This window comes from Aquabacterium sp. G14, assembly GCF_037482285.1.
Classification (GTDB): domain Bacteria; phylum Pseudomonadota; class Gammaproteobacteria; order Burkholderiales; family Burkholderiaceae_C; genus Aquabacterium.
Map to the genome: position 1 here is coordinate 55,845 of NZ_JBBEYB010000016.1, position 16,656 is coordinate 72,500.

The 16,656-nt window shown below is 55.2% G+C and carries 6 protein-coding genes, 4 tRNA genes and 6 rRNA genes (1 of these 16 cut by a window edge); 1 reads left to right on the forward strand and 15 read right to left on the reverse strand.

The features are described from left to right. Nucleotides 1-192: 192 nt before the first annotated feature. Nucleotides 193-1,257: a class II fructose-bisphosphate aldolase gene (fba, locus tag WIT60_RS14600; RefSeq protein WP_339584617.1), complete on the reverse strand. Its 1,065-nt coding sequence runs from the start codon at nucleotides 1,255-1,257 to the stop codon at nucleotides 193-195. A gap of 143 nt (nucleotides 1,258-1,400) precedes the next feature. Beyond that, a complete protein-coding gene (gene pyk, locus WIT60_RS14605) occupies nucleotides 1,401-2,831 on the reverse strand; it encodes a pyruvate kinase (RefSeq protein WP_339584618.1) in 1,431 nt (476 codons plus the stop codon). A gap of 120 nt (nucleotides 2,832-2,951) precedes the next feature. Here pyk and WIT60_RS14610 point away from each other — a divergent pair, with 120 nt between their 5' ends. Further along, nucleotides 2,952-3,794 (forward strand): alpha/beta hydrolase, encoded by an 843-nt coding sequence (locus WIT60_RS14610; protein ID WP_339584619.1) that lies wholly within the window; start codon nucleotides 2,952-2,954, stop codon nucleotides 3,792-3,794. Between the two features lie 112 nt (nucleotides 3,795-3,906). Here the strand turns inward: WIT60_RS14610 and WIT60_RS14615 are convergent, their stop codons facing one another. From WIT60_RS14615 to WIT60_RS14675, 13 genes are all read right to left on the reverse strand, one after another. Then, nucleotides 3,907-5,100 (reverse strand): phosphoglycerate kinase, encoded by a 1,194-nt coding sequence (locus WIT60_RS14615; protein ID WP_339584620.1) that lies wholly within the window; start codon nucleotides 5,098-5,100, stop codon nucleotides 3,907-3,909. 108 nt (nucleotides 5,101-5,208) lie between these two features. Continuing rightward, the gene (locus tag WIT60_RS14620; RefSeq protein WP_339584621.1) at nucleotides 5,209-5,553 is read right to left on the reverse strand and encodes a hypothetical protein; all 345 of its coding nucleotides are present in this window, start codon (nucleotides 5,551-5,553) and stop codon (nucleotides 5,209-5,211) included. Nucleotides 5,554-5,695: 142 nt separating this feature from the next. Beyond that, complete coding sequence (locus WIT60_RS14625; RefSeq protein WP_339584622.1) at nucleotides 5,696-6,148, reverse strand: Smg family protein; 453 nt, start codon at nucleotides 6,146-6,148, stop codon at nucleotides 5,696-5,698. A 312-nt stretch (nucleotides 6,149-6,460) separates the two neighbouring features. Next, nucleotides 6,461-6,573, reverse strand: a 5S ribosomal RNA gene (gene rrf / locus WIT60_RS14630). A 203-nt stretch (nucleotides 6,574-6,776) separates the two neighbouring features. Further along, a 23S ribosomal RNA gene (locus WIT60_RS14635) occupies nucleotides 6,777-9,653 on the reverse strand. Between the two features lie 310 nt (nucleotides 9,654-9,963). Next, nucleotides 9,964-10,039, reverse strand: a tRNA-Ala gene (locus tag WIT60_RS14640). Between the two features lie 52 nt (nucleotides 10,040-10,091). Beyond that, nucleotides 10,092-10,168, reverse strand: a tRNA-Ile gene (locus tag WIT60_RS14645). A gap of 130 nt (nucleotides 10,169-10,298) precedes the next feature. Further along, nucleotides 10,299-11,829: ribosomal RNA gene (locus WIT60_RS14650) — 16S ribosomal RNA — on the reverse strand. 343 nt (nucleotides 11,830-12,172) lie between these two features. Next, a 5S ribosomal RNA gene (gene rrf / locus WIT60_RS14655) occupies nucleotides 12,173-12,285 on the reverse strand. Nucleotides 12,286-12,488: 203 nt separating this feature from the next. Further along, nucleotides 12,489-15,365, reverse strand: a 23S ribosomal RNA gene (locus WIT60_RS14660). Between the two features lie 310 nt (nucleotides 15,366-15,675). Continuing rightward, a tRNA-Ala gene (locus WIT60_RS14665) sits at nucleotides 15,676-15,751 on the reverse strand. Between the two features lie 52 nt (nucleotides 15,752-15,803). Further along, nucleotides 15,804-15,880: transfer RNA gene (locus WIT60_RS14670), tRNA-Ile, on the reverse strand. 130 nt (nucleotides 15,881-16,010) lie between these two features. Beyond that, nucleotides 16,011-16,656: ribosomal RNA gene (locus tag WIT60_RS14675) — 16S ribosomal RNA — on the reverse strand (it continues 885 nt past the right edge of the window). Together the 16S, 23S and 5S rRNA genes with 4 tRNA genes alongside form the textbook arrangement of a ribosomal RNA operon.

Sequence of the window (16,656 nt, forward strand, 5' to 3'; positions counted from 1 at the left end):
GCAAACACTCCAAAGGGTCGATGAGACAAAGCTTCAGCTTAAGGGATCTGACGCCCGTTCGCCCCCACCACTAACCCGCATGCGCGCCACGCAGCCGCATTCAAGGGCCCAAAACAAAACCGGCGAGGGCTTGCACCCACGCCGGCTGTCTCATGCCCGGCCAACCGGCCAGGCATCAGGTATGCGCCGTGATCAGGACACGACCTGGGCCAGCTTGCCGCTGGCATACGCTGCGGCGATGTCCACCAGGCTCACCGGCTTGATCTTGGCACCCTGGCCTTCGCATCCGAATTCCAGGTAACGCTGCTTGCAGACCTGCTTGGCCGCTTCACGGGCCGGCTTGAGCCATTCACGGGCATCGAACTTGTCCGGGTTCTCGAACATGAACTTGCGCACGGCACCGGTCATCGCCAGACGGATGTCGGTGTCGATGTTGATCTTGCGCACGCCGTACTTGATGGCTTCCTGGATTTCCTCGACGGGCACGCCATAGGTTTCCTTCATCTTGCCACCGTACTGGTTGATGATGGCCAGCAGCTCTTGCGGCACCGACGACGAACCGTGCATCACCAAATGGGTGTTGGGGATGCGCGCGTGGATTTCCTTCACACGGCTGATGGCCAGGATGTCGCCCGTGGGCTTGCGCGAGAACTTGTAAGCGCCGTGGCTGGTGCCGATGGCGATCGCCAGGGCGTCCAGTTGCGTGGCCTTCACGAAGGTCGCGGCCTCTTCCGGATCGGTCAGCATCTGGCTGTGGTCCAGCTTGCCAGCGGCACCGATGCCGTCTTCTTCACCCGCATCACCGGTTTCCAGGTTGCCCAGGCAGCCCAGCTCGCCTTCCACGGTCACGCCCACCTTGTGGGCCATTTCCACGACCTTGCGGGTCACTTCGACGTTGTAGTCGAACGAAGAGGGGGTCTTGCCGTCTTCCATCAGGGAGCCGTCCATCATCACCGAGCCAAAGCCCAGATCGATCGCGCCTTGGCACACCTTGGGCGAAGTGCCGTGGTCCTGATGCATCACCAGCGGGATGTGGGGATAGGCTTCCACCGCAGCCTGAATCAGGTGCTTGATGAAGGACTCGCCAGCGTACTTGCGGGCGCCGGCCGAAGCCTGCAGGATCACCGGGGCGCCCACCTCGTCGGCAGCGGCCATCACGGCCTGAACCTGCTCCAGGTTGTTGACGTTGAAAGCCGGAATGCCGTAGTTGTTTTCAGCAGCGTGATCCAGCAGCTGACGCATCGAGACGAGTGCCATGAGTTCCCCAGTGAGCAAATGAGCGGTGTGAACCAAAAGACAACGCGCACACGTGCACGCGTCAAACTGGGCGAGATTCTACCGAGACCCGCCCCCAGCCCCAAGCCCCCGAAGCGAACGCCGAGGCTTTTCCCTGGGCTTCTTCAGCGCACGGCGCACACCTTGAGCATGTTCGTGCCCCCTGGCGTGCCCATGGGCTCTCCGCAGGTGATGGCATAGGTATCGCCCGGGCGCAGCAAGCCACGCGCCACCAGGAAAGTCTCCGCCTGCGCCAACGCCTCATCCCGATCCGCGTAACTCGGCACCAACAGCGGGTGCACGTTGCGGAACAAAGCCATCTTGCGCTGCGCCACGTCCCGCGCCGTCAGCGCAAAAATCGGCACGTGAATGCGATGTCGGCTCATCCACAGGGCCGTCGAGCCTGACTCCGTCAAGGCAATGATGGCCTTGCAGCCCAGGTGATACGCCGTGAACAAAGCCCCCATGGCGATCGACTGGTCGATGCGACCGAAGGTCTTGTTCGTGAAGTCCGCATCCAGCGACACCTCCTCGGCATGCTCGGCCTCGCGCACGATGTTGGCCATCTGCTCGACCGTCTCGACCGGGAACTTGCCTGCCGCCGTCTCGGCACTGAGCATCACGGCATCGGTGCCATCGAGCACCGCATTGGCCACGTCCGACACCTCCGCACGCGTCGGCACCGGATTGACGATCATCGACTCCATCATCTGCGTCGCCGTGATCACCACCTTGTCCATCTCACGGGCCATCTTGATCATGCGCTTTTGCAGCGCCGGCACGGTGGCATTGCCCACCTCCACAGCCAGGTCGCCCCGCGCCACCATGATCCCGTCCGACGCCTTCAGGATGCTCTCCAGGTTGGGAATCGCCTCGCTGCGCTCGATCTTAGCGATCAGTGCCGGCCGATGCTTCCAAGGCTCACCGGCCACATTGCACAACTGGCGCGCCATCTCCATGTCCGTCGCATTCTTCGGAAACGACACCGCGATGTAATCGCACTGGAAGCTGGCCGCCGTCTTGATGTCGTCCATGTCCTTGGCCGTCAAAGCCGGCGCGGTCAACCCCCCGCCCTGCTTGTTGATACCCTTGTTGTTGGACAACTCGCCACCGAGCTTGACCACCGTGTGCACAGCCTCGCCCTTGACGGCCTCGACCGTCAACACAATCAGGCCATCATTGAGCAACAGCGTGTCGCCCGGCTTCACATCGCGCGGCAACTCCTTGTAGTCCAGCCCGACACCCTGCTGGTCGCCCAATTCAATCCGGCTCGCATCCAGCACAAAAGACTGCCCAGGCTCCAGCATCACCTTGCCATCGGCAAACTTGCCGACGCGAATCTTCGGTCCCTGCAAGTCCGCCATGATGGCGACCACCTTGCCCACCCGCTGAGCGGCCTCCCGTACCAGTTGCGCACGGTCAATATGGTCCTGCGCCTTGCCATGCGAAAAGTTCAACCGAACCACATCCACCCCGGCCTGCAGCATCTTTTCCAGCACTTCCGGTGTCGAGGACGCAGGACCCAGGGTGGCAACAATCTTGGTGGCACGAGGCATGTTCAAAGCTCAACAGTGGTTGGTTCTCCCCCAGTGTCACACCAAACGCCTAGCCTGAAAATATCGCTTGTCCCTGCACGGCGTCACCTCCCCCTCGTGACGCCCGAACGCAACAACACCATGGCCCAGCCCGCCCCCCATCGCACCATCGTCTTCTCTCATGCCAACAGCTTCCCGGCAGGCACCTACCGTGCCCTGTTTGAACGCTGGGAGGCCGCAGGCTACACCGTGCGTGCCATTGAGCAATACGGGCACGACCCGCGCTACCCGGTCACGCACCACTGGCCTCATCTGGTCACCCAGCTGCACGACTTTGTGAGCGAGACAATCGGCCATCCTGTCTTTCTGGTCGGACACTCCCTAGGGGGCTACCTCAGCCTCATGCTGGCGAATCGATACCCCCAATGGGCTCAAGGTGTGGTGGTGATGGACTCTCCCATCCTGGATGGGTGGCGCAGTGCCGCCTTGGGCTTGGCCAAACGCGCCCGCCTCATTGATCGGATCATGCCCTCACGTGTTGCGGCACAACGCACCCACGAATGGCCAAGCTTGCACGCGGCCCAAACGCACTTCAGCAGCAAGTCCAAGTTCGCAGCGTTTCACCCGCGCGTCCTTCACGACTATCTCGCCTACGGGCTGACACACACTTCAGATGCCTCAGGCTACCGCCTGCGATATCACCGTGACGTCGAGGCCGCCATTTACAGCACCCTGCCCCATCGCCTGTTGGCGGAGTTTGCGCGCCACCCGCATCACTGCCCTCTGGCGTTCATCGCAGGCACCCACTCCAGAGAACTGCGCCGCGGCGGACTGCGCGGCGTGCGCCAACTTGTCGGAACGAACCTCAGCTGGATTCACGGTACCCACCTGTATCCCTTCGAAGCACCGGAGCCCACAGCTGACGAAGTTCTGCGCTGGCTCGACCATTTCAGTCAACAGCCCGCGCAAGCACCGCGCGCCTGAGACCTTCAGCGCCAACCGTCCTCATCTATTCGCCGCCCATCCAAACGAAACAGCCCCACTCCATGAGGATCAGGGCTGCACTTCGCTATCTTGATCTATCGAGGAACAGGACTTACCCGGCAGCGCGTTTGCTCAAAATCTCAAACGCCGGCAAGGTCTTGCCCTCCAGAATTTCGAGGAATGCGCCACCACCCGTCGAGATGTAGCCCACTTCCTTTTCGATCCCGTACTTCGCAATCGCCGCCAAGGTATCGCCACCGCCCGCAATGCTGAACGCCGGTGACGCGGCAATGGCGCGCGCAATCGCTTCGGTCCCATGCGAAAAGGCCTCAAACTCGAACACACCAACCGGGCCATTCCAGACGATGGTGCCGGCACCCTTCAACTGCTCGGCCAACTTCGCTGCAGTCTTCGGACCAATGTCGAGGATCAGATCGTCATCAGCCACCTCGTTGGCAGCCTTCACCGTTGCAAGAGCGTCGGCTGCGAAGGTCTTCGCGACCACCACATCCTCAGGAATGGGCACGGCCGCACCACGGGCCTTCATGGCCTCAATCACAGCCGCCGCCTCGCCCACCAGATCAGGTTCCGCCAAAGACTTGCCGATCTTCAACCCTGCAGCCAACATGAAGGTGTTGGCAATCCCGCCACCCACAATCAGCCCGTCCACGTTCTTGGCCAGTGCCTGCAAAATCGTCAGCTTGGTCGACACTTTCGAGCCGGCCACAATGGCCACCAAGGGGCGCTTTGGCGCCTCCAAAGCCTTATTGATCGCATCGATCTCAGCCGCCAGCAGAGGCCCGGCACAGGCCACTTTCGCAAATTGCGCGATCCCGTACGTCGTACCCTCTGCGCGGTGTGCTGTGCCGAACGCATCGTGCACAAAAATATCGCACAACGCCGCCATCTTGCGTGCCAACTCTTCGTTGTTCTTCTTTTCGCCCTTGTTCAAACGGCAGTTCTCCAGCAGAACCACCTCACCAGGCTCCACCGTCACGCCGTCGACCCAGTTGCTGACCAACGTGACATTCCGGCCGAGCAACTCGCCCAAACGAAGGGCCACCGGCGCCAAGGAATCTTCAGGCTTGAACTCACCTTCCGTGGGTCGCCCCAAGTGCGACGTCACCATCACGGCCGCGCCCGCCTTCAAGGCCAGCTCGATCGCAGGGATCGAGGCACGGATGCGTGTGTCCTCGGTGATATTGCCCGCATCATCCTGCGGAACATTCAAGTCGGCGCGGATGAAAACGCGTTGCCCAGCGGCGCGCCCTTGGGCCACAAGGTCTTCGAATCGGAGGATATTCATGGTGGCTGACGCCTCAATGTCGGAAAGATGAAAACCGACATTGTAAAAAGGTCTGTGTCGTTTCAGCCACCGCCATCATGCCCATTGGTGCCCCCCGTTCAGCCCAACTCACTTCTTCGCTGATGGCGCATCAGGCAAGCTCTCTTGCTCCTCGGAGGACGCCCCCTCGCCCTGAGAGGCTGCTTCAGCAGACTTTGAAGGTACAGCGCGTGGCACCACCGGGGCCACCCCTTCAATCTTGTTCTCACGCATGTACTCGTCCATCTCACGCCAGCCTTCAAAGACGGCCGACTTGTCTGCCTTGGGATTCAGGAGATAACAATCTTCGATCGCCCGCATGGCATGGCGACAGGCAGCGCCGATGGCCTTGGCCTCAGCGCCTTTGCGCTGCGCCACCTTCTCTGGTGTATCGATGCCGAGCTGATCACACCCACCGAGGAGTGCAAGCGCCATTGCACAACTGGCCAATGCCCAAACACTACGCATACAAGCCACCACCCACGTTATTCAAAGGCTCCGCCGCACGCTGTCAGTGACGACACAGAGACTCCAGAGCCGTCAAGTCTCCACAAGCACTCAATACCAGCACAGCCAGTCAGTGAATCACCCGATCCTCGTCCGCTACAAATAGCTCATCGAGAATCAACGCATCAGGCTCCTGCCCCAGACTCCAAAATACCAGCAAAACCAGCACCTTGAAATCATCCAACGCCACAGGGCCCCTCGGCACAGCTGTCACCCGATCCATGACCACCTCACGCAAGCGAGGTGTCAACACCCCCGCAGAGACCAGGAATTGAAGAAATCCCAATGCCTCTGGCCGAAGTCGATCCAACTCCAATTCGCAGTAGACCCGAGTGCTCATCGGAGCAGGCGTTGGGGCATCCCGCTGTGTCAACGCCTGCAATCCGTCCAACCACTGCAAAGCATCGGAAATTTCCTCCGCTTCGAACCCCACCGCGGCCAACTTCCTACTCAGCAATGCCGCCTCTGGAAAGGCCTCCGGGCGCCAATAGTGTTCGTAAAGATACACAAGTACGTCAAACATAAGGCCAACTATAACCCACGAGCCTGGAGCCGCCCCGGAACCGGGAGCGCCATCCAAGTTTGCGCGACAGAGCCACCTTGAATGACAAGCGTCGGCCAACACCGCCAGAAACAGCGCCAGAAGTCTCGCAGTAGAAATGCCGCCAGACAGCAAACCAGCTGTCCACAAAGAACGTCTGACCGTAACACGCCTTTGACGAGCCCCCTCTAGCCACACCAATCAGTCATAGAGAGGTCAAGGAGCGCCTAATTGAGATATGAGCAAAAATAAAAAAAGGCCCTTGCATCAGCAAGGGCCTTTTTACTGTAGGTAGCCTGACGATGACCTACTTTCACACGGGAATCCGCACTATCATCGGCGCTGAGTCGTTTCACTGTCCTGTTCGGGATGGGAAGGAGTGGGACCAACTCGCTATGGTCATCAGGCTTAAACTGTTCCTGACCTGGCTCCCATAAGGGCAACCAAGGCAGTTAATTCGCAGAGTCGATTATTTTATCAGCTTTGATATTGATTGCGTCTCGCAGAGAACATCACGCTGTGCGTGACATCCATCGGCCAACGTATTCAAACAATCCGACAGACTCGGTCACTGAATCAGGTTCAGTGAGCACAGATCCATCAAAGTTATAGGGTCAAGCCTCACGGGCAATTAGTACTGGTTAGCTTAACGCATTACTGCGCTTCCACACCCAGCCTATCAACGTCGTGGTCTACAACGACCCTTCAGGGGGCTCAAGGCCCCGGCAAGACTCATCTTGAGACGAGTTTCCCGCTTAGATGCTTTCAGCGGTTATCTCTTCCACACTTAGCTACTCGGCAATGCCACTGGCGTGACAACCGATACACCAGAGGTGTGTCCACTCCGGTCCTCTCGTACTAGGAGCAGGCTCTCTCAATCTTGCAGCGCCCACGGAAGATAGGGACCAAACTGTCTCACGACGTTTTAAACCCAGCTCACGTACCTCTTTAAATGGCGAACAGCCATACCCTTGGGACCGGCTACAGCCCCAGGATGAGATGAGCCGACATCGAGGTGCCAAACACCGCCGTCGATATGAACTCTTGGGCGGTATCAGCCTGTTATCCCCAGAGTACCTTTTATCCGTTGAGCGATGGCCCTTCCATACAGAACCACCGGATCACTTTGTCCTACTTTCGTACCTGCTCGACTTGTCAGTCTCGCAGTCAAGCACGCTTATGCCAATGCACTATCAACACGATTTCCGACCGTATCTAGCGTACCTTCGAACTCCTCCGTTACACTTTGGGAGGAGACCGCCCCAGTCAAACTGCCCACCATACACTGTCCCCAACCCGGATAACGGGCCAAGGTTAGAACCTCAAACACACCAGGGTGGTATTTCAACGTCGGCTCCACCAGAACTAGCGTCCTGGCTTCAAAGCCTCCCACCTATCCTACACAGATCTGTTCAAAGTCCAATGTAAAGCTACAGTAAAGGTTCATGGGGTCTTTCCGTCTTTCCGCGGGGAGATTGCATCATCACAAACATTTCAACTTCGCTGAGTCTCTGGAGGAGACAGTGTGGCCATCATTACGCCATTCGTGCAGGTCGGAACTTACCCGACAAGGAATTTCGCTACCTTAGGACCGTTATAGTTACGGCCGCCGTTTACTGGGACTTCGATCAAGAGCTTGCACCCCATCAATTAATCTTCCAGCACCGGGCAGGCGTCACACCCTATACGTCGACTTTCGTCTTTGCAGAGTGCTGTGTTTTTATTAAACAGTTGCAGCCACCGATTCTCTGCGACCTCATTGGGCTCCACCCGCGGGGGCTTCACCTACTAAAGGCACACCTTCTTCCGAAGTTACGGTGTCAATTTGCCGAGTTCCTTCTCCAGAGTTCTCTCAAGCGCCTTAGAATACTCATCTCGCGCACCAGTGTCGGTTTGCGGTACGGTCAATCTATGGCTGAAGCTTAGTGGCTTTTCCTGGAAGCAGGGTATCACTCACTTCGTCTGCAAGCAGACTCGTTATCACACCTCAGCTAAGCTCTCCGGATTTGCCTAAAGAGCACGCCTACATGCTTGAACCAACTATTCCAACAGTTGGCTGAGCTAACCTTCTCCGTCCCCACATCGCACCATAGATCGGTACAGGAATATTAACCTGTTTCCCATCAGCTACGCATCTCTGCCTCGCCTTAGGGGCCGACTCACCCTACGCCGATGAACGTTGCGTAGGAAACCTTGCGCTTTCGGCGAGGGGGCTTTTCACCCCCTTTAACGCTACTCATGTCAGCATTCGCACTTCTGATACCTCCAGCAGCCTTTACAAGCCACCTTCGCAGGCTTACAGAACGCTCTCCTACCACTCACAGTAAACTGTGAATCCGCAGCTTCGGTAACTGGCTTAGCCCCGTTACATCTTCCGCGCAGGACGACTCGATCAGTGAGCTATTACGCTTTCTTTAAATGATGGCTGCTTCTAAGCCAACATCCTGACTGTTTTAGCCTTCCCACTTCGTTTCCCACTTAGCCAATTTTAGGGACCTTAGCTGGCGGTCTGGGTTGTTTCCCTCTTGTGTCCGGACGTTAGCACCCGGTGCACTGTCTCCCAAGCTGTACTCATCGGTATTCGGAGTTTGCAATGGTTTGGTAAGTCGCCATGACCCCCTAGCCATAACAGTGCTCTACCCCCGACGGTAATACTTGAGGCACTACCTAAATAGTTTTCGGAGAGAACCAGCTATTTCCAAGTTTGTTTAGCCTTTCACCCCTATCCACAGCTCATCCGCTAATTTTGCAACATTAGTCGGTTCGGACCTCCAGTGCGTGTTACCGCACCTTCATCCTGGCCATGGATAGATCACTTGGTTTCGGGTCTACACCCAGCGACTAGACGCCCTATTCGGACTCGGTTTCCCTTCGCCTTCCCTATTCGGTTAAGCTTGCCACTGAATGTAAGTCGCTGACCCATTATACAAAAGGTACGCCGTCACCTTGCGGCTCCGACTTTTTGTATGCATGCGGTTTCAGGATCTATTTCACTCCCCTCCCGGGGTTCTTTTCGCCTTTCCCTCACGGTACTTGTTCACTATCGGTCGATTACGAGTATTTAGCCTTGGAGGATGGTCCCCCCATCTTCAGACAGGATTTCTCGTGTCCCGCCCTACTTATCGTGCACTCAGTTCCACAGAAGACTTTTCTCATACGGGGCTATCACCCACTATGGCCGGACTTTCCATTCCGTTTTGATAAGTCAACTGCTAAAGAGCACTAGGCTGTTCCGATTTCGCTCGCCACTACTTTCGGAATCTCGGTTGATGTCTTTTCCTCGAGTTACTTAGATGTTTCAGTTCACTCGGTTCGCCTCTGCAACCTATGTATTCAGTTGCAGATACCCTTGCGGGTGGGTTTCCCCATTCGGATATCTCCGGATCAAAGCTAATTTGCCAGCTCCCCGAAGCTTTTCGCAGGCTATCACGTCCTTCATCGCCTGTAATCGCCAAGGCATCCACCACATGCACTTAGTCACTTGACCCTATAACTTTGACGACCTGCTGTGTGGTCGTCGGTCAAGGACTGTTTGAGTGTCACATGTCGGTTTAAACATGTGACTTCGCGTTTGCCGATCATCAATATCTCGTATTGATGTCTGTTTTGACGCAATCAATATGTTGCTGATGGCACGGTGTGCTTGCCCCTTTACGAACAAACACTTTCCATCAGCAACGCTGATTTCGACTCTACGAATTTTTAAAGAACAAGCAGCTTGTGCTGCAAACCTTAGCGCCTGGCCGTACAACGTGGTACGCAGACCTTAAGGTTTGCAGTCAAACATGAAGTGAAGTTGGTGGAGGATGACGGGATCGAACCGACGACCCCCTGCTTGCAAAGCAGGTGCTCTCCCAGCTGAGCTAATCCCCCGTATGAGGCGATTCATCCAGGATGCTCTCCTGCATGTCACGCCTTGGTAAGTTGGTGGGTCTGGTTGGATTCGAACCAACGACCCCCGCCTTATCAAGACGGTGCTCTAACCGACTGAGCTACAGACCCAACTGGCTTCACTCTTGTTGTCAATCAACAGCCGATAAGTGTGGGTGCTTGAATTCAATCAGCACTTTTTTAATGACTTCCATCGCATTCAAAGTCCGTGGACATCGAGGCGACTTCCGTATTTTTCCAGAAAGGAGGTGATCCAGCCGCACCTTCCGATACGGCTACCTTGTTACGACTTCACCCCAGTCACGAACCCTGCCGTGGTAATCGCCCTCCTTGCGGTTAGGCTAACTACTTCTGGCAGAACCCGCTCCCATGGTGTGACGGGCGGTGTGTACAAGACCCGGGAACGTATTCACCGCGGCAAGCTGATCCGCGATTACTAGCGATTCCGACTTCACGCAGTCGAGTTGCAGACTACGATCCGGACTACGACCGGTTTTCTGGGATTGGCTCCCCCTCGCGGGTTGGCAGCCCTCTGTACCGGCCATTGTATGACGTGTGTAGCCCTACCCATAAGGGCCATGAGGACCTGACGTCATCCCCACCTTCCTCCGGTTTGTCACCGGCAGTCTCATTAGAGTGCTCTTGCGTAGCAACTAATGACAAGGGTTGCGCTCGTTGCGGGACTTAACCCAACATCTCACGACACGAGCTGACGACGGCCATGCAGCACCTGTGTTCAAGTTCTCTTTCGAGCACTTCCACATCTCTGCAGAATTCTTGACATGTCAAGGGTAGGTAAGGTTTTTCGCGTTGCATCGAATTAAACCACATCATCCACCGCTTGTGCGGGTCCCCGTCAATTCCTTTGAGTTTCAACCTTGCGGCCGTACTCCCCAGGCGGTCAACTTCACGCGTTAGCTTCGTTACTGAACAGCAAGCCGTCCAACAACCAGTTGACATCGTTTAGGGCGTGGACTACCAGGGTATCTAATCCTGTTTGCTCCCCACGCTTTCGTGCATGAGCGTCAGTACAGGCCCAGGGGATTGCCTTCGCCATTGGTGTTCCTCCGCATATCTACGCATTTCACTGCTACACGCGGAATTCCATCCCCCTCTGCCGTACTCTAGCCTTGCAGTCACAAATGCAGTTCCCAGGTTGAGCCCGGGGATTTCACATCTGTCTTGCAAAGCCGCCTGCGCACGCTTTACGCCCAGTAATTCCGATTAACGCTCGCACCCTACGTATTACCGCGGCTGCTGGCACGTAGTTAGCCGGTGCTTATTCTTCAGGTACCGTCATCCTCCCGGGGTATTAGCCCAGAAGATTTCTTCCCTGACAAAAGCAGTTTACAACCCGAAGGCCTTCTTCCTGCACGCGGCATTGCTGGATCAGGCTTGCGCCCATTGTCCAAAATTCCCCACTGCTGCCTCCCGTAGGAGTCTGGGCCGTGTCTCAGTCCCAGTGTGGCTGGTCGTCCTCTCAGACCAACTACAGATCGTTGCCTTGGTAGGCCTTTACCCCACCAACTAGCTAATCTGATATCGGCCGCTCCAATAGCGAGAGGTCTTGCGATCCCCCCCTTTCACCCTCAGGTCGTATGCGGTATTAGCTGCTCTTTCGAGCAGTTATCCCCCACTACTGGGCACGTTCCGATATATTACTCACCCGTTCGCCACTCGTCGGCATCCCGAAGGACCCGTTACCGTTCGACTTGCATGTGTAAGGCATGCCGCCAGCGTTCAATCTGAGCCAGGATCAAACTCTTCAGTTTAATCTCTGTAAACTCGCTCTTAACGGAATTGAAGTGATTTAACGCACTTCTCTTACCGTGAGCATTTGGCCTCTTTCATCCAAACACCCACGCTTATCGGCTGCTAATTTTTAAAGAACGTTGCTGACTTGTTGTCAGCGCAGAAACGAGATTATCACTCGCTTTTGCTTATCTTGTCAAGCGTCTGTCGCGATTTTTTCGCGACGCCTGGCGCAGCAGCTGTTGGGCCCTGCGCCAAGAGACACCTCACAAGATGAGCACATCAACGAGCCATCGCTCGCTGCCTGCACACCCAGAGAAGCAAAAGCCCCTGCCTTGGCAGGGGCTTTTCTCACTATAGGTAGCCTGACGATGACCTACTTTCACACGGGAATCCGCACTATCATCGGCGCTGAGTCGTTTCACTGTCCTGTTCGGGATGGGAAGGAGTGGGACCAACTCGCTATGGTCATCAGGCTTAAACTGTTCCTGACCTGGCTCCCATAAGGGCAACCAAGGCAGTTAATTCGCAGAGTCGATTATTTTATCAGCTTTGATATTGATTGCGTCTCGCAGAGAACATCACGCTGTGCGTGACATCCATCGGCCAACGTATTCAAACAATCCGACAGACTCGGTCACTGAATCAGGTTCAGTGAGCACAGATCCATCAAAGTTATAGGGTCAAGCCTCACGGGCAATTAGTACTGGTTAGCTTAACGCATTACTGCGCTTCCACACCCAGCCTATCAACGTCGTGGTCTACAACGACCCTTCAGGGGGCTCAAGGCCCCGGCAAGACTCATCTTGAGACGAGTTTCCCGCTTAGATGCTTTCAGCGGTTATCTCTTCCACACTTAGCTACTCGGCAATGCCACTGGCGTGACAACCGATACACCAGAGGTGTGTCCACTCCGGTCCTCTCGTACTAGGAGCAGGCTCTCTCAATCTTGCAGCGCCCACGGAAGATAGGGACCAAACTGTCTCACGACGTTTTAAACCCAGCTCACGTACCTCTTTAAATGGCGAACAGCCATACCCTTGGGACCGGCTACAGCCCCAGGATGAGATGAGCCGACATCGAGGTGCCAAACACCGCCGTCGATATGAACTCTTGGGCGGTATCAGCCTGTTATCCCCAGAGTACCTTTTATCCGTTGAGCGATGGCCCTTCCATACAGAACCACCGGATCACTTTGTCCTACTTTCGTACCTGCTCGACTTGTCAGTCTCGCAGTCAAGCACGCTTATGCCAATGCACTATCAACACGATTTCCGACCGTATCTAGCGTACCTTCGAACTCCTCCGTTACACTTTGGGAGGAGACCGCCCCAGTCAAACTGCCCACCATACACTGTCCCCAACCCGGATAACGGGCCAAGGTTAGAACCTCAAACACACCAGGGTGGTATTTCAACGTCGGCTCCACCAGAACTAGCGTCCTGGCTTCAAAGCCTCCCACCTATCCTACACAGATCTGTTCAAAGTCCAATGTAAAGCTACAGTAAAGGTTCATGGGGTCTTTCCGTCTTTCCGCGGGGAGATTGCATCATCACAAACATTTCAACTTCGCTGAGTCTCTGGAGGAGACAGTGTGGCCATCATTACGCCATTCGTGCAGGTCGGAACTTACCCGACAAGGAATTTCGCTACCTTAGGACCGTTATAGTTACGGCCGCCGTTTACTGGGACTTCGATCAAGAGCTTGCACCCCATCAATTAATCTTCCAGCACCGGGCAGGCGTCACACCCTATACGTCGACTTTCGTCTTTGCAGAGTGCTGTGTTTTTATTAAACAGTTGCAGCCACCGATTCTCTGCGACCTCATTGGGCTCCACCCGCGGGGGCTTCACCTACTAAAGGCACACCTTCTTCCGAAGTTACGGTGTCAATTTGCCGAGTTCCTTCTCCAGAGTTCTCTCAAGCGCCTTAGAATACTCATCTCGCGCACCAGTGTCGGTTTGCGGTACGGTCAATCTATGGCTGAAGCTTAGTGGCTTTTCCTGGAAGCAGGGTATCACTCACTTCGTCTGCAAGCAGACTCGTTATCACACCTCAGCTAAGCTCTCCGGATTTGCCTAAAGAGCACGCCTACATGCTTGAACCAACTATTCCAACAGTTGGCTGAGCTAACCTTCTCCGTCCCCACATCGCACCATAGATCGGTACAGGAATATTAACCTGTTTCCCATCAGCTACGCATCTCTGCCTCGCCTTAGGGGCCGACTCACCCTACGCCGATGAACGTTGCGTAGGAAACCTTGCGCTTTCGGCGAGGGGGCTTTTCACCCCCTTTAACGCTACTCATGTCAGCATTCGCACTTCTGATACCTCCAGCAGCCTTTACAAGCCACCTTCGCAGGCTTACAGAACGCTCTCCTACCACTCACAGTAAACTGTGAATCCGCAGCTTCGGTAACTGGCTTAGCCCCGTTACATCTTCCGCGCAGGACGACTCGATCAGTGAGCTATTACGCTTTCTTTAAATGATGGCTGCTTCTAAGCCAACATCCTGACTGTTTTAGCCTTCCCACTTCGTTTCCCACTTAGCCAATTTTAGGGACCTTAGCTGGCGGTCTGGGTTGTTTCCCTCTTGTGTCCGGACGTTAGCACCCGGTGCACTGTCTCCCAAGCTGTACTCATCGGTATTCGGAGTTTGCAATGGTTTGGTAAGTCGCCATGACCCCCTAGCCATAACAGTGCTCTACCCCCGACGGTAATACTTGAGGCACTACCTAAATAGTTTTCGGAGAGAACCAGCTATTTCCAAGTTTGTTTAGCCTTTCACCCCTATCCACAGCTCATCCGCTAATTTTGCAACATTAGTCGGTTCGGACCTCCAGTGCGTGTTACCGCACCTTCATCCTGGCCATGGATAGATCACTTGGTTTCGGGTCTACACCCAGCGACTAGACGCCCTATTCGGACTCGGTTTCCCTTCGCCTTCCCTATTCGGTTAAGCTTGCCACTGAATGTAAGTCGCTGACCCATTATACAAAAGGTACGCCGTCACCTTGCGGCTCCGACTTTTTGTATGCATGCGGTTTCAGGATCTATTTCACTCCCCTCCCGGGGTTCTTTTCGCCTTTCCCTCACGGTACTTGTTCACTATCGGTCGATTACGAGTATTTAGCCTTGGAGGATGGTCCCCCCATCTTCAGACAGGATTTCTCGTGTCCCGCCCTACTTATCGTGCACTCAGTTCCACAGAAGACTTTTCTCATACGGGGCTATCACCCACTATGGCCGGACTTTCCATTCCGTTTTGATAAGTCAACTGCTAAAGAGCACTAGGCTGTTCCGATTTCGCTCGCCACTACTTTCGGAATCTCGGTTGATGTCTTTTCCTCGAGTTACTTAGATGTTTCAGTTCACTCGGTTCGCCTCTGCAACCTATGTATTCAGTTGCAGATACCCTTGCGGGTGGGTTTCCCCATTCGGATATCTCCGGATCAAAGCTAATTTGCCAGCTCCCCGAAGCTTTTCGCAGGCTATCACGTCCTTCATCGCCTGTAATCGCCAAGGCATCCACCACATGCACTTAGTCACTTGACCCTATAACTTTGACGACCTGCTGTGTGGTCGTCGGTCAAGGACTGTTTGAGTGTCACATGTCGGTTTAAACATGTGACTTCGCGTTTGCCGATCATCAATATCTCGTATTGATGTCTGTTTTGACGCAATCAATATGTTGCTGATGGCACGGTGTGCTTGCCCCTTTACGAACAAACACTTTCCATCAGCAACGCTGATTTCGACTCTACGAATTTTTAAAGAACAAGCAGCTTGTGCTGCAAACCTTAGCGCCTGGCCGTACAACGTGGTACGCAGACCTTAAGGTTTGCAGTCAAACATGAAGTGAAGTTGGTGGAGGATGACGGGATCGAACCGACGACCCCCTGCTTGCAAAGCAGGTGCTCTCCCAGCTGAGCTAATCCCCCGTATGAGGCGATTCATCCAGGATGCTCTCCTGCATGTCACGCCTTGGTAAGTTGGTGGGTCTGGTTGGATTCGAACCAACGACCCCCGCCTTATCAAGACGGTGCTCTAACCGACTGAGCTACAGACCCAACTGGCTTCACTCTTGTTGTCAATCAACAGCCGATAAGTGTGGGTGCTTGAATTCAATCAGCACTTTTTTAATGACTTCCATCGCATTCAAAGTCCGTGGACATCGAGGCGACTTCCGTATTTTTCCAGAAAGGAGGTGATCCAGCCGCACCTTCCGATACGGCTACCTTGTTACGACTTCACCCCAGTCACGAACCCTGCCGTGGTAATCGCCCTCCTTGCGGTTAGGCTAACTACTTCTGGCAGAACCCGCTCCCATGGTGTGACGGGCGGTGTGTACAAGACCCGGGAACGTATTCACCGCGGCAAGCTGATCCGCGATTACTAGCGATTCCGACTTCACGCAGTCGAGTTGCAGACTACGATCCGGACTACGACCGGTTTTCTGGGATTGGCTCCCCCTCGCGGGTTGGCAGCCCTCTGTACCGGCCATTGTATGACGTGTGTAGCCCTACCCATAAGGGCCATGAGGACCTGACGTCATCCCCACCTTCCTCCGGTTTGTCACCGGCAGTCTCATTAGAGTGCTCTTGCGTAGCAACTAATGACAAGGGTTGCGCTCGTTGCGGGACTTAACCCAACATCTCACGACACGAGCTGACGACGGCCATGCAGCACCTGTGTTCAAGTTCTCTTTCGAGCACTTCCACATCTCTGCAGAATTCTTGACATGTCAAGGGTAGGTAAGGTTTTTCGCGTTGCATCGAATTAAACCACATCATCCACCGCTTGTGCGGGTCCCCGTCAATTCCTTTGAGTTTCAACCTTGCGGCCG

Coding starts and splice junctions, on each gene's coding strand:
- fba (WP_339584617.1), bottom strand. CDS start 1,257: ATGGCACTCGTCTCGATGCGTCAGCTGCTGGATCACGCTGCTGAAAAC.
- pyk (WP_339584618.1), bottom strand. CDS start 2,831: ATGCCTCGTGCCACCAAGATTGTTGCCACCCTGGGTCCTGCGTCCTCG.
- WIT60_RS14610 (WP_339584619.1), top strand. CDS start 2,952: ATGGCCCAGCCCGCCCCCCATCGCACCATCGTCTTCTCTCATGCCAAC.
- WIT60_RS14615 (WP_339584620.1), bottom strand. CDS start 5,100: ATGAATATCCTCCGATTCGAAGACCTTGTGGCCCAAGGGCGCGCCGCT.
- WIT60_RS14620 (WP_339584621.1), bottom strand. CDS start 5,553: ATGGCGCTTGCACTCCTCGGTGGGTGTGATCAGCTCGGCATCGATACA.
- WIT60_RS14625 (WP_339584622.1), bottom strand. CDS start 6,148: ATGTTTGACGTACTTGTGTATCTTTACGAACACTATTGGCGCCCGGAG.